This window comes from Streptomyces sp. DH41 (assembly GCF_029813785.1).
Taxonomy (GTDB): Bacteria; Actinomycetota; Actinomycetes; order Streptomycetales; family Streptomycetaceae; genus Streptomyces.
Genome location: NZ_JARVKY010000009.1, coordinates 77178 through 89885 on the forward strand (window position 1 = coordinate 77178; position 12708 = coordinate 89885).

At 73.6% G+C, this 12708-nt stretch carries 12 protein-coding genes; 11 read left to right on the top strand and 1 reads right to left on the bottom strand.

Annotated elements, in window-relative coordinates; translation table 11 throughout:
• The first annotated feature begins 46 nt into the window (after positions 1 to 46).
• From QC283_RS16875 to QC283_RS16910, 8 genes are all read left to right on the top strand, one after another.
• A complete protein-coding gene (locus tag QC283_RS16875) occupies positions 47 to 1213 on the top strand; it encodes an acyl-CoA dehydrogenase family protein (RefSeq protein ID WP_279562347.1) in 1167 nt (388 codons plus the stop codon).
• On the top strand, positions 1210 to 2223 hold the full coding sequence (locus tag QC283_RS16880; protein WP_279562348.1) for a bifunctional MaoC family dehydratase N-terminal/OB-fold nucleic acid binding domain-containing protein: 1014 nt from the start codon (positions 1210 to 1212) through the stop codon (positions 2221 to 2223). Before QC283_RS16875 ends, QC283_RS16880 begins: the two co-directional genes overlap by 4 nt.
• Positions 2223 to 3377 carry an acyl-CoA dehydrogenase family protein gene (locus tag QC283_RS16885; protein WP_279562349.1) on the top strand — a complete coding sequence of 385 codons (1155 nt, stop codon included), beginning with the start codon at positions 2223 to 2225 and terminating at the stop codon, positions 3375 to 3377. Before QC283_RS16880 ends, QC283_RS16885 begins: the two co-directional genes overlap by 1 nt.
• Positions 3374 to 3826, top strand: a complete 453-nt coding sequence (locus QC283_RS16890) for a MaoC family dehydratase (protein WP_279562350.1) — start codon at positions 3374 to 3376, stop codon at positions 3824 to 3826. The genes QC283_RS16885 and QC283_RS16890 overlap by 4 nt, the downstream gene beginning before the upstream one ends.
• Positions 3823 to 5004, top strand: coding sequence for a lipid-transfer protein (locus QC283_RS16895; RefSeq protein ID WP_279562351.1), 1182 nt, complete (start codon positions 3823 to 3825; stop codon positions 5002 to 5004). Before QC283_RS16890 ends, QC283_RS16895 begins: the two co-directional genes overlap by 4 nt.
• Positions 5001 to 5843, top strand: a complete 843-nt coding sequence (locus QC283_RS16900) for a MaoC/PaaZ C-terminal domain-containing protein (protein ID WP_279562352.1) — start codon at positions 5001 to 5003, stop codon at positions 5841 to 5843. Before QC283_RS16895 ends, QC283_RS16900 begins: the two co-directional genes overlap by 4 nt.
• The gene (locus tag QC283_RS16905) at positions 5836 to 6624 is read left to right on the top strand and encodes a 2-keto-4-pentenoate hydratase (protein WP_279562353.1); all 789 of its coding nucleotides are present in this window, start codon (positions 5836 to 5838) and stop codon (positions 6622 to 6624) included. The genes QC283_RS16900 and QC283_RS16905 overlap by 8 nt, the downstream gene beginning before the upstream one ends.
• Before the next feature lie 114 nt (positions 6625 to 6738).
• On the top strand, positions 6739 to 7671 hold the full coding sequence (locus tag QC283_RS16910; RefSeq protein WP_279562354.1) for a 3-oxoacyl-ACP reductase: 933 nt from the start codon (positions 6739 to 6741) through the stop codon (positions 7669 to 7671).
• A gap of 63 nt (positions 7672 to 7734) precedes the next feature.
• Here QC283_RS16910 and QC283_RS16915 read toward each other — a convergent pair whose 3' ends face one another.
• A complete protein-coding gene (locus tag QC283_RS16915; protein WP_279562355.1) occupies positions 7735 to 8346 on the bottom strand; it encodes a TetR family transcriptional regulator in 612 nt (203 codons plus the stop codon).
• A gap of 175 nt (positions 8347 to 8521) precedes the next feature.
• On the opposite strand from QC283_RS16915, the gene QC283_RS16920 reads away from it, so the two are divergent.
• From QC283_RS16920 to QC283_RS16930, 3 genes are all read left to right on the top strand, one after another.
• Positions 8522 to 10129, top strand: a complete 1608-nt coding sequence (locus QC283_RS16920; RefSeq protein ID WP_279562356.1) for an FAD-dependent oxidoreductase — start codon at positions 8522 to 8524, stop codon at positions 10127 to 10129.
• 12 nt (positions 10130 to 10141) lie between these two features.
• The gene (locus QC283_RS16925) at positions 10142 to 10936 is read left to right on the top strand and encodes an SDR family NAD(P)-dependent oxidoreductase (RefSeq protein WP_279562357.1); all 795 of its coding nucleotides are present in this window, start codon (positions 10142 to 10144) and stop codon (positions 10934 to 10936) included.
• 96 nt (positions 10937 to 11032) lie between these two features.
• A complete protein-coding gene (locus QC283_RS16930) occupies positions 11033 to 12670 on the top strand; it encodes an AMP-binding protein (RefSeq protein ID WP_279562358.1) in 1638 nt (545 codons plus the stop codon).
• Positions 12671 to 12708: the final 38 nt, after the last annotated feature.

The following is a 12708-nucleotide window of genomic DNA, read 5'->3' on the forward strand; positions in this document are numbered from 1 at the left end:
CGTCGGCCCCGGCCCGCCCGCCGGTGACAACCAAGGAGAACGACACATGCAACTGCGCGAGAGCGCCGCGCACCGAGAGCTGCGGCGGGAACTGCGGGCGTACTTCGCGGGCCTGATGCCCGAGGACGAACGCCGTCGCGTCGGCGAGGAGGGCGTCGGCGGGGACCGCTTCCGCGAGGTCGTCAAACGGCTCGGCGCGGACGGCTGGCTGGGCATCGGCTGGCCCACCGAGTACGGCGGCCAGGGCCGGCCGGTCGAGGACCAGTACGTGTTCTTCGACGAGGTACAGCGGGCCGGCCTGCCCTTCCCGTTCGTCACCGTCAACACCGTCGGCCCGACCCTCATGGCCCACGGGTCGGAGGAACACCGCAGGCGGTTCCTGCCCGGCATCCTCTCCGGCGACATCGTCTTCGCGATCGGCTACACCGAGCCCGAGGCCGGCACCGACCTCGCCTCGCTGACCACCCGGGCGGTCCGGGACGGTGACGCGTACGTCGTGGACGGCAGCAAGATCTTCACCAGTGGCGCCAACACGGCCGACTACGTGTGGCTCGCCGCCCGCACGAACCCGGACGCCCCCAAGCACAAGGGCATCTCCATCCTCATCGTGCCCGCCACCGACGACGGCTTCTCCTGGAGCCCCATCCGCACGGTGGGCGGCATGGTCGTCACCGCCACGTACTACAGCGGGGTACGCGTCCCGGCCGGGGACGTGGTGGGCGAGGTGGACGGTGGCTGGCGGCTGATCACCGCCCAGCTCAACCACGAACGCATCGGCCTCGCCGCCCTCGGCGGCCGCATGATCCAGCTGTGGGAGCGGGTCCTCGACTGGGCCAAGGAGAACGGCACCGCCGACATCCCCTGGGTACGGCAGGAGTTCGCCCGCACCCACGCCCGGCTGGAGGCGATGCGGCTGATGAACTGGAAGATGACCGCGGCCGTCGCCGCCGACGCCCTGACCGGCGCCGACGCGGGCGCCGCCAAGGCCTACGGCACCGAGACCCACATCGACGTCCAGCGCGGACTGACGCAGATCCTCGGCGCCGCCGGGCGCATCCGGCCCGAGTCGCCCGGCGCGGTGCTCGCCGGGCAGGTCGAGCAGCTCTCCCGGCAGGGCATCGTGAACACCTTCGGCGGCGGCGTCAACGAGATCCTGCGGGACATGGTCGCCACCCAAGGGCTCGGGCTGCCCCGCAAGGGGCGTGGCGCATGACCGGGCGACAACAGGGCACCACGCCCGATCGTGCGTACGAGGAGCGGCTGCGGGCCTTCGCCGGGCGCGAACTGCGCGCCGTCACCCCGGCGCAGGACCCCGTCAACCAGCCGATGATCCGGCACTGGACGGAGGCGATGGGCGACACCAACCCCGTCTACACCGATGCCGAGGCGGCCCGTGCCACCGGACGGGCGGGGGTGGTGGCACCGGCGTCGATGGTCCAGGCCTGGACGATGCGCGGCTATGCGGCCACCGTCGCCCCGGCGGCCGGGCGGGACGGCTTCGACGAGCTGGTCGACCTGCTCGACGAAGGCGGCTACACCTCCGTGGTGGCGACCGACTCGGAGTTCACCTTCCTGCGGGAGCTGGCGCCCGGGGACCACGTCGCCGTCCGCGAGACCGTGGAGTCGATCTCGGCGGAGAAGCGGACCGGCCTGGGCACGGGACGGTTCGTCACCACCCTCAAGACGTACACCGACCAGCACGGCGAGACCGTCGCCACGCAGCGCTGGCGGACCCTCCGCTTCCGCCCGGCGCCCGAGCCGACCGCGAAGACGGATCCCGAGCCGACCGCGAAGACGGACCCCGCCCCGGCTCCGGCCCTGCGTCCGCGCCCCGCGGTCAACCGCGACAACGCCTTCTTCTTCGACGGCGCGAAGCGGCACCGGCTGCTCATCCAGCGCTGCGCCGCCTGCTCCGCACTGCGCCACCCGCCGGGCCCCTGCTGTCCGGAGTGCAACTCGCTGGAGTGGGACACCGTCGAGGCCTCCGGCCGCGGCCACGTCCACAGCTACGTCGTGAACCACCACCCCCGGCACCCGGCCTTCGACTACCCACTCGTCGTCGCGGTCGTCGAACTCGCCGAGGGCACCCGTCTCATCACCAACCTGACCGGGGTCGCGCCCGAGGACGTCGCGATCGACATGCCCGTGGTCCTCGACTGGCTCGACGCCGACCCCGATCTGACCCTGCCGGTGTTCCGGCCCGCCCCGACGGAGGCGCCCTGATGGATTTCTCCCTGGGAGAAGAGCTCGAAGCCGTCCGTGACCTGGCGCGGGAGATCTTCACCGACCGTGCGACGCCCGAGCGGCTGCGCGAGGTGGAGACCTCGCCGACCCGGGTCGACGCATCCCTGTGGGCCGATCTCGCGGCCGCCGGCCTGCTCGCCGCCGTACTGCCCGAGGAGGACGGCGGCGCCGGACTCGGCATGGCGGGGGTGGCCGTGCTGCTGGAGGAGCAGGGCCGGCGGGTGGCGCCGGTGCCGCTGTGGCCGGCGCTGGCCGGCGCGCTCGCCGTCGCCGCCCACGGCACCGCGCGACAGCGGGCGGAACTGCTGCCCGTCCTCGCGGAGGGCAACGGTCGGGTGACCCTGGCCCTGGAGGAGTTCGGCCCCGCCGACCCGCTCGCACCACGGACGACGGCGGTGCAGGACGGCCCGGCGGAAAGTCCGCACGACGGCGCGCACGACGGCGCGCTCTGGCGGCTGACCGGCACCAAGGCCGTGGTGCCGGCGCCGTCCGGTGCCCGGCACGTCCTCGTCACGGCCACCACGGCGGCGGGCCCCGGCCTGTTCCTGGTCGCGTCGGACGCGCCCGGAGCGACCTGGGAGCACGCCGAGACCACCAGCCACGACCTGAGCGCCCATCTCACCCTCGACGGCGTACCCGGCGCACCCGTCGGCGCACCCGGCGACGGCACCGTCGCCGCACTGGTCCGCGACTCCTTCGTGGCGCTCGCCGCCGTCCAGGTGGGGGTGGCCGCCGGGGCGTTGCGTCACGCCGCCGACCATCTGCGCGAACGCCAGCAGTTCGGCCGTCCGCTCGCCACCTTCCAGGCCGTCCAGCACCAGCTCGCCGACTGCTACGTCGACATCGAGGCGATGCGGGTCACGCTGTGGCAGGCGGTCGACGCGCAGACGGAGCCGTTCGACGCGAAGGACGCCGACCGCGCCGCGCTGGTCGCCAAGTGGTGGGCCACCGAGGGCGGTCTGAACACCGTCCACCGCGTCCAGCACGTGCACGGCGGCATCGGCGTCGACATCGACTACCCGGTGCACCGCCACTTCCTGTGGGGCAAGCAGATCTCCACCACCCTGGGCGGCGCGGGCGCGGACCTGGAACGCCTCGGCGCCCTGCTGACGAGCGGGCCGGTGGCCTCATGACACGGCCGGACACTCCCGCGCCGCTCCCCACCAGCCGTACCTACGGCGAGGTGGCCGTCGGCGACGTACTCCCCGACCTGCCCATCCCGGTGACACGCACCCTGATCGTCGCCACGGCGCTCGCGAGCCGCGACTACCAGGACGTGCACCATGACCCCGAACTCGCCCGCGAGCGGGGCTCCAAGGACATCTTCATGAACATCCTGACCAGCAACGGCCTGGTCGACCGCTACGTCACCGGCTGGGCCGGCCCGGCCGCCGTCGTCAAGGCCCTCCGCATCCGGCTCGGCGCCCCCAACCACCCCGGCGACACCATGGTGCTCACCGGCACGGTCACGGCGAAGCACGACGAGAACCGCCACGTCGACATCGCCGTCGAGGGCACCAACAGCCTGGGCGCCCACGTCACCGGCACCGTGACCGTACGCCTGCCCGGGGAGGCCCGATGAGCCCCGGTCGGTTCGCCCGGACCGCGGCCGTGGCCGGCATCGGCGCCACCGAGTTCTCCAAGAACTCCGGCCGCAGCGAGCTCCAGCTCGCCTGCGAAGCCGTGCTGGCCGCCCTGGCCGACGCCGGACTGACGCCCGCCGACGTGGACGGCCTGGTCACCTTCACCGCCGAGACCAATTCCGAGATCCACGTCGCCCGCAACACCGGCATGGGCGACCTGACGTTCTTCTCCCGCGTCGGATACGGCGGCGGGGCGGGATGCGGCACCGTCCAGCAGGCGGCGATGGCCGTCGCCACCGGAGTCGCCGACGTGGTGGTCTGCTACCGGGCGTTCAACGAACGCTCCGGCGAGCGCTACGGACTCGGCCAGGCCGCCCGACCCATGGACACCACCGCCGACCGGGCCGCCTACGCGTGGATGACCCCGTTCGGACTGAGCACCCCGGCCCAGTGGGTGGCCATGTTCGCCCGGCGCTACCTCCACGAGTACGGCGCCACCACCGACGACTTCGGCCGGGTGGCCGTCGTCGACCGCAAGCACGCCGCGAACAATCCGGCCGCCTGGTTCCACGGCCGCCCCATCACCCTCCAGGACCACCGCGACTCCCGCTGGATCGCCGAGCCGCTGCGGCTCCTCGACTGCTGCCAGGAGACCGACGGCGGCCAGGCCCTGGTGATCGTCTCCGCCGAACGCGCCCGCGACCTGCCCCACCCGCCCGCGGTCATCGACGCGGCCGCACAGGGGCTCGGCGCCGACCAGCACATGATGACCAGCTACTACCGGCCGACGATCACAGGCATTCCCGAGATGGGCCTGGTGGGGCGGCAGTTGTACGGACAGAGCGGCCTCGGCCCCGACGACGTCGACGCGGCCGTCCTCTACGACCACTTCACCCCGCTGGTCCTGCCCCAACTGGAGGAACTGGGCTTCTGCGAGCCGGGAGAGGCGAAGGACTTCATCGCCGACGGCCATCTGGAAGTCGGCGGCAGGCTGCCCCTCAACACCCACGGCGGACAGCTCGGCGAGGCCTACCTGCACGGCATGAACGGCATCGCCGAGGGCGTCCGGCTGATCCGCGGCACTTCCGTGAACCAGCCGGACGGCGTCGGCCACGTCCTGGTCACCGCCGGTACCGGAGTCCCCACCAGTGGCCTGATCCTGGGAGCCGACCGATGACCGCCTCCCCGTGGCAGGGCCACGACCTCGGTACCCGCACCGTCTCCTACACCGCGCGCGACGCGATCCTGTACGCCCTCGCGGTCGGCGCCCCCGCCGACCGGCTGGACCTCGTCTACGAGGAACGCCTGCGCGTGCTGCCCACCTTCGCGCTGACCCTGGCCCAGTGGGCGCCCGACGCACTGGGCGCACTCGGCGCCTTCGACGTCACCACCGCCGTGCACGGCAGTCAACGCCTCGAGGTGACAGCCCCGTTGGAGCGGGCCGGTGAACTGACGATGTCCGCACGGGTCGCCGACGTGTGGGACAAGGGCTCCGCCGCCGTCTTCGACGTCGAGGTGTCCTGCGACCGCTTCACCGCGACCTGGTCCCTCTTCGCCCCCGGCAGCGGCGGCTTCGGCGGTGAGCGCGGCCCGTCCGCCCCGCGCCGGCCGGACCGGCCGGCCGAGCACCGGCCGACCGTGGCCACGCACTCCCGGCAGGCTGCCCTCTACCGGCTGCTCGGCGACCGGCACGCCATGCACATCGACCCGGAGGCCGCGAAGGCGGCGGGCATGCCCCGGCCGTTCCTGCACGGACTGTGCACCCTCGCCGCCACGCTGCTGCCGCTCGCCGACACCCTCGGCGCGCACCCCGCCGAACTGCTGGAGCTGGAGGCCCGGTTCGCCGCGCCCGTCTTCCCGGGCGACCGGCTCGCCCTGCGCGGCTGGAACGACGACCGCGCCGGCGTCCGCTTCGAGGCGGCCGCCGGAGACGACCGCACGGTGCTCTCCGGCGGCCGTGCCCGCTTCGCTCCCGCCGACGCCGCACAGAACCGTGAGGAGACCCCCGATGCTTGACGCCGCGCAGCGTGCCGAGGCCGCCGAACTGCTCCGCACCGCACAGCGCGACCGGACTCCGGTCGACCCGCTGACCAGCACATACCCGGAGATCGACGCCACCGACGCGTACGAGATCCAGCTCCTCAACATCCGCCGGCAGCTGAAGGAGGAGAACCTCACGGTCCACGGGCACAAGGTCGGACTGTCCTCCGAGGTCATGCAGCGGATGATGGGCGTGGACGAACCCGACTACGGCCACCTGCTCTCGGACATGGTGCTGTCCGAGGGGACACCCGTCGACACCGGCCGCTACTGCTATCCGCGGATCGAGGTCGAGATCGGGTACGTACTGGGCCGCGGCCTGCCCGGCGAGGGCTGCACCGCGGCGGACGTCCTGGCCGCCACCGAGTACGTCGTCCCGAGCATCGAGCTCATCGACAGCCGGATCCGGGACTGGAAGATCCAACTCGCCGACACCATCGCCGACAACGCGTCGTCCGCCGGCGTGATCCTGGGCTCCGCCCGGGTGCGCCCGGCCGACCTGGATCTGGCCGACATCGCGGCCGTGCTCCACCGGGGCGACGAGGAGATCGCCCGGGGCGACACCAGCGCGGTGCTGGGGGACCCGACCGAGGCCGTCGCCTGGCTGGCCCGCAAGGTGGCGTCCTACGGGGTGCGTCTGGAGGCCGGGCACGTCGTGCTGCCGGGTTCGTGCACCCGGGCGGTGGACGCGCGGCCGGGGGACGAGTTCCGGGCGGAGTTCGAGGGACTGGGCTCGGTGTCGGTCGGCTTCGTCTGAACGCCGCTTGTCTCCGAACGTCCACTCAACGGGACACCGCCGGACCTGAAACTAGAATTGATACTAGTTTTGTCGGCACATCCAACTGCTCGACGGAACACGGAAAGAGGCAGCATGAGCGCGACGAACACCCTGGAGGGACGTACCGCCGTCGTCACCGGTGCCGGGGCGGGACTCGGCCGTGCCGAGGCGCTCGCGCTCGCGGGCCTCGGGGCCAACGTGGTGGTCAACGACGTCGGCCCGGCGGCCGAGGACGTGGCCGCCGAGATCAAGGCCCTCGGCGCGCAGGCGGTCGCGGTGACCGGCGACATCGGGGACTGGGCCATGGGCGACCGCCTCGTGGGGGCCGCCGTGGAGTCCTTCGGCGGCCTCGACGTCGTCGTCAACAACGCGGGCGTGCTGCGCGACCGGATGCTGTTCAACCTCTCCGAGTCCGACTGGGACGACGTCATCCGCGTCCACCTCAAGGGACACGCCGGGCTCTCCCGCGCCGCCGCCGTGCACTGGCGCGCGGCCTCCAAGGCCTCCGGCGGCCCCGTCTACGGCCGGGTCGTCAACACCTCCTCCGAGGCTTTCCTCTTCGGCGCCCCCGGCCAGCCGAACTACTCCGCCGCCAAGGCCGGCATCACGGCGCTCACCCTGGCCACCGCCCAGGGCATGGCCCGCTACGGGGTGCGCGCCAACGCCATCTGCCCCCGCGCCCGCACCGCCATGACCGCCGACTCCTTCGGCGAGGGTGTGAACGCGCCGGGCGGCCTCGACATCATGGCTCCCGAGCGGGTCGCCACCCTCGTCGCCCACCTGGCCTCACCGGCCGCCGACGAGATCAACGGACAGGTGTTCGTCGTCTACGGCGACATGGTCGCCCTGCTCGCACCGCCCACCGTGGAACGGAAGTTCACCGCCGCCGACGGGACCTTCACACCTCAGGAGCTCGACGCCCAGCTGACGCCGTACTTCAGCGGCCGCGACCCGTACCGCACCTACGCGGCGTACAGCGTCGCCGGACTCGACACGACGGGCACGCAGCAGCCCCCCGCGAGCTGACCGTCTGCCCGAGCACTGGCCCGACCACCTGGCTGACCCGGCCCGACCGCCGCGCGGGCCGGGTCAGTCCGCGTCCGCCTCGGGCGCGAGCAGCAGCCGGCAGGCCATCCGCAGGTCGGCGTCGGCCTCCTCCGGGGTGATCCGCTCGTTGAGCCGGGACTGCAGCACGCCGTACCAGAGCAAGGTCAGCAACCTCAGCCGGGCGACATGGTGCTCCGTGGGCCGCTCGACGTCCCAGGCCCGCAGCAGCAGGTCGAGGAACCCCGTGTCGACCCGCGCGAGATCCGGGACGGTCGAGGCGCGGGCGGCGTTCGCCGACTGGATCATCGCGGTGGCGAGTGCCGGCCGGCGCAGCAGCTTGCGGGTGGCCCCGGCCAGCGTCTCGAACACGGCGTCCTCGGGCGAGGTGTCCGCCGCCCGGTCGGGCAGCTTCGCCCCGAATCCCTGGATCTGGTCGGCCATCACCGCCGTGAACAGGTGCGTCTTCGACGGGAAGTACCGGTACAGGGTGCCGATCGCCACCCCCGACGACCGGGCCACCTCGTGCATCTGCACCCGCTCGAGTCCCGTCCGGGCCGCGATCTCCGCAGCCGCATTCAGGATGCTCTGCCGGCGTGCGTGCTGCCGGGGCGAACTGGGCTCGGCCCCCGCCCTGGCCTCGGCGATTCTGGGCACGCTCTCCCCTCCAGGTGCTCGGTTCACGTCAACGGCCTCCGACAATACGCGCGGCGCGCCGCCACGTCAGGTGGCGACCGCAACGCCGTACCGGTCAGTGGGACCGCTCCCGCCCCGGCCGCCGTCCGCGCGGTCTGCTGAGGCCCCACACCACCGAGCGGCAGGAGAAGCAACCATGCGGGACGGCCGACGAGAAGGGGACGCCATCCACGACGTGATCGTCGTCGGGTCCGGCGCGGGAGCGCTGACCGGGGCCCTGGCGGCAGCCGCCGACGGCCTCGACACGGTCGTACTGGAGCGGACCGCGCTGCTCGGCGGGACCTCCGCGTACTCCGGGGCCGCCTGCTGGCTGCCCGGCACCCAGGTCCAGGAACGGGCGGGCCTCGGCGACTCCACCGAGGCGGCCCGCGCCTATCTGCGGGCCCTCGTCGGCGACGCCGGGGCGGAACACCGGGAGGCCTTCCTGCGGCACGCGCCCGAGCTGGTCGCCCGGCTCGAGTCCGACCCGGCCGTGGAGTTCGAGTGGCGCGCCTTCCCCGACTACGTCGCCGCGCCCGGCCGGATGGACGCCGGGCGCTCCTTCGTCCCGCTCGACCTGCCTGCGGACCGCCTGGGAGACCTGCTGCCCCTGGTCCGCCCGGCGGTCGACCGGGACCGGGCCGGCCAAGGCCACCCGGACGCGCCGCTGACCGCGGGCCGCGCCCTGATCGGCCGCCTCCTGCTCGCCGCCACCCGCACCGGGAACGCGACGGTGCGCACCGGGCACCGCGTCACCGGGCTGCTCACCGAGGACGGCCGGGTGACCGGGGTCGAGGCGAAGACCCCGCACGGCACGGTCACGCTGCGGGCCAGGCTCGGCGTGCTGCTGGCCTGCGGCGGCTTCGAGGGCGACGACGCGCTGCGCGCCGAGCACGGAGTACCGGGCGGCGCGGCGTGGACCATGGCGCCCCGGGTCACCAACACCGGCGACCTGCTCCGCGCCGCCGTCCGGATCGGCGCCGCCACCGAGCTCATGGACGAGGCCTGGTGGTGCCCCGGCACCGAACGGCCGGACGGCACTGCCGCGTTCACCCTCGGCCTGCGCGGAGGCCTCGTCGTCGACGGCTCCGGACGGCGCTTCGCCAACGAGTCACTGCCCTACGACCGTATGGGCCGGGCCCTCGCCGCCGCCGGCGCGCCCGCCCACCTCGTCTTCGACTCCCGCGAGGGCGGCGCCCTCCCCGCCATCACCGTGCCACCCGCCGACCCCGCCGGGCACCTCGCGGCCGGCACCTGGGTACGGGCCGACTCGCTGCCGGAACTCGCCCGGCGCATCGGCGTACCGGCCGACGCCCTGACCGACACGGTGGGACGCTTCAACGGCTTCGCCGCCACCGGCACCGACGCGGACCACCACCGCGGCGAGGACTCCTACGACCGGTTCTTCGCCGACACCCGCGACGCCCCGGGCCCCAACCCCTGCCTGGTCCCGCTCGACCGGCCGCCCTACTACGCCGCCCGCCTCGTCCTCGCCGACCTCGGCACCAAGGGCGGACTGCGCACCGACGCCCACGCCCGGGTCCTCGGCACCGACGGCGGCCCCGTACCGGGCCTGTACGCCGCGGGCAACACCAGCGCCTCCTTCACCGGCCGCGTCTATCCGGGCCCCGGCGTCCCCATCGGCACCGCGATGGTCTTCGCCTCGCTCGCCGTACGGCACATGGCGCTCCCGGCCAGTGGGATCTTTGGCGGCGCCGCCCACGGGGCGCGTTCTACGGTCACGGCACCGCCGGGCCAGGACTGAGAGAGGTGCTTGATGATCGACAAGAGCGTGTACGGGCCGTGGGCGGTCGTCGCGGGCGGCTCCGAGGGGGTCGGCGCCTCCTTCGCCGAGCTGCTCGCGGACGCCGGGATCAACCTGGTCCTGATCGCCCGCAAGCCCGGCCCCCTGCACGAGACGGCCGACCGGGCGCGCGCCAAGGGCGTCGAGGTGCGCACGCTCACCCTCGACCTGCTCGACCCCGGCGCCCTGCCGGCCATCCGCACGGTCACCGACGGCCTGGAAGTCGGCCTGCTGGTCTTCAACGCGGGAGCCAACACCTACGGCCACGAGTTCGTCACCGGCGACCTCGACCGAGTCCAGGGCGTCCTGGACCTGAACATCACCGCGCAGCTCGCCCTCACCCACCACTTCGGCGCCCTGATGAAGGAACGGCGCCGCGGCGGCATCCTGCTGGTCGGCTCCCTCTCCGGCTTCATGGGCCAGGCGCAGATCAGTGTCTACTCCGCGGCCAAGGCCTTCGGCCGCGTCTTCGCCGAGGGCCTCTGGCTGGAACTCAGGCAGTACGACGTACACGTCCTGGAGCTGGTCCTGGGAGTGACCCGGACACCCGCGATGGAACGCGCCGGACTGCGCATGGACCTGCCCGGCCTCCGGGTCGCGGAGCCGGACGACGTCGCCAGGGAGGGCCTGGAGCACCTCGCCGACGGACCGGTGCGGGTCGCCGGGGAGAACGCCGGGACGGCCGAGAAGCGCAGCGGCTTCCCCCGCGCCGAGCTGGTCCTCGACGCGCACGAGGCGTCCAAGCGGCTGCTGCCCCCGTCCTCCTGACGGCATCGGCGCACCGCACCGCACCTCACCCCGCACGCGCCGCCGGCCCGCACACCTCCGTACCGGCCGCGTACGCCGTCCCCTCCCGGAGAGCAGATGAGCGAGACCGAGCACCCACTGACGATCCCCGGCGCCCTCGACCTCGCCGCGGTCCGCTCTGCGGACCGGGAGGCCGTCGTGGACGGCGACGTGCGGCTGACCTGGGCGCGGTTGCGCGACGAGGTGCGGGCGGCCGTGAAGTCGCTGCTCGCGCTCGGTACCCGGCGCGGCGACCGGATCGCCGTGTGGGCACCGAACAGTCACCGTTGGGTGGTGGCCGCGCTCGCCGCCGTGTCGGCGGGCGCGGTGCTGGTCCCCGTCAACACCCGCTACAAGGGCGCCGAGGCACGCTGGCTCCTGGAGCGCGGCGGAGCGCGGCTGCTGTTCGTCGAGAACGGCTTCCTCGGCAAGGACTACCTGGCCATGCTGGGCGACGGCGACGGCGACGGCGACGGCGACGTCGGGGGCGAGCGCGAGGGCGAGAGGTCCGGCGACGACACCCGGCCGGTGCCGTCCCTGCCCGGCCTGGCCCGCGTGGTCACGCTCGACGGCACCGAACGGCCCGGCACCCTGCCGTGGGACGACTTCCTCACCTACGGCGCCCACCTGCCGGACGCGGAAGTCACCGTCCGAACCGCGTCCGTCCGTCCCGACGACCCGTCCGACCTGCTCTTCACCTCCGGCACGACCGGCCGGCCCAAGGGCGCCCTGACCACCCACCGGCAGAACCTCACCACCTACCGGGCCTGGTCCGCCCGGACCGGGCTCACCGGCGAGGACCGCTACCTGATCATCAACCCGCTCTTCCACTGCTTCGGCTACAAGGCCGGCATCCTGGCCTGCCTGCTGCGGGGCGCGACGATGGTGCTGCAACCCGTCTTCGACGTCCAGCGGGCGCTGACCGCCGTCGAGGCCGAGCGGATCAGCGTCCTGCCCGGCCCGCCCACGATCTACACCGAACTCCTGGACGCGCCGGGCAGAGAGCTCTTCGACCTGTCGTCGCTGCGCCTCGCGGTGACCGGGGCCGCCGTCGTACCGGTCGCGCTGGTCCGGCGCATGCGGGCCGAACTCTTCCCCGAGGTGCTCACCGCCTACGGCCTGACCGAGTCCTGCGGCACGGTCACCGTCTGCTCCGCGGACGACGACGCGGAGACCGTGGCGCTGACCGCCGGCCGTCCCATCGACGGCGTCGAGGTGCGGATCACCGACGGCGGCCGGCGCCCGCTGCCCGCCGGCCGGGACGGCGAGATCATGGTCCGCGGCTACAACGTGATGCTCGGCTACCTGGACGACCCGGCGGCGAGCGCGGCGGCCGTCGACGCGGACGGCTGGCTGGCCACCGGCGACGTCGGCCACTTCGACGAGCGCGGCAACCTGGTCGTCACCGGGCGCTCGAAGGACATGTTCGTGGTCGGCGGCTTCAACGTGTACCCGGCGGAGGTCGAGCAGGTGCTCACCGGCCACGACGCCGTGGCGGAGGCCGCCGTGGTCGGCGTACCCGACGCGCGGCTCGGTGAGGTCGGACGGGCGTACGTGACGGCACGCCCGGGTGCCGGGGCCGACCCCGAGACCCTCATCGGCCACTGCCGCGAACGGCTCGCCAACTTCAAGGTCCCCCGCGAGGTCGTCGTCCTCGGGACCTTCCCGCGCAACGCCTCCGGCAAGGTGGACAAGGCCGCGCTGCGGCCGAACTGACGGACGCGCGCCGTCGGGCGCCGTACCAACACGCCCCG

Excerpts from the sequence above, each read along its gene's own strand:
- QC283_RS16920 (WP_279562356.1), top strand. The coding sequence starts at position 8,522 with ATGCGGGACGGCCGACGAGAAGGGGACGCCATCCACGACGTGATCGTC.
- QC283_RS16890 (WP_279562350.1), top strand. The coding sequence starts at position 3,374 with ATGACACGGCCGGACACTCCCGCGCCGCTCCCCACCAGCCGTACCTAC.
- QC283_RS16910 (WP_279562354.1), top strand. The coding sequence starts at position 6,739 with ATGAGCGCGACGAACACCCTGGAGGGACGTACCGCCGTCGTCACCGGT.
- QC283_RS16900 (WP_279562352.1), top strand. The coding sequence starts at position 5,001 with ATGACCGCCTCCCCGTGGCAGGGCCACGACCTCGGTACCCGCACCGTC.
- QC283_RS16930 (WP_279562358.1), top strand. The coding sequence starts at position 11,033 with ATGAGCGAGACCGAGCACCCACTGACGATCCCCGGCGCCCTCGACCTC.
- QC283_RS16885 (WP_279562349.1), top strand. The coding sequence starts at position 2,223 with ATGGATTTCTCCCTGGGAGAAGAGCTCGAAGCCGTCCGTGACCTGGCG.
- QC283_RS16895 (WP_279562351.1), top strand. The coding sequence starts at position 3,823 with ATGAGCCCCGGTCGGTTCGCCCGGACCGCGGCCGTGGCCGGCATCGGC.
- QC283_RS16880 (WP_279562348.1), top strand. The coding sequence starts at position 1,210 with ATGACCGGGCGACAACAGGGCACCACGCCCGATCGTGCGTACGAGGAG.
- QC283_RS16925 (WP_279562357.1), top strand. The coding sequence starts at position 10,142 with ATGATCGACAAGAGCGTGTACGGGCCGTGGGCGGTCGTCGCGGGCGGC.
- QC283_RS16905 (WP_279562353.1), top strand. The coding sequence starts at position 5,836 with ATGCTTGACGCCGCGCAGCGTGCCGAGGCCGCCGAACTGCTCCGCACC.
- QC283_RS16875 (WP_279562347.1), top strand. The coding sequence starts at position 47 with ATGCAACTGCGCGAGAGCGCCGCGCACCGAGAGCTGCGGCGGGAACTG.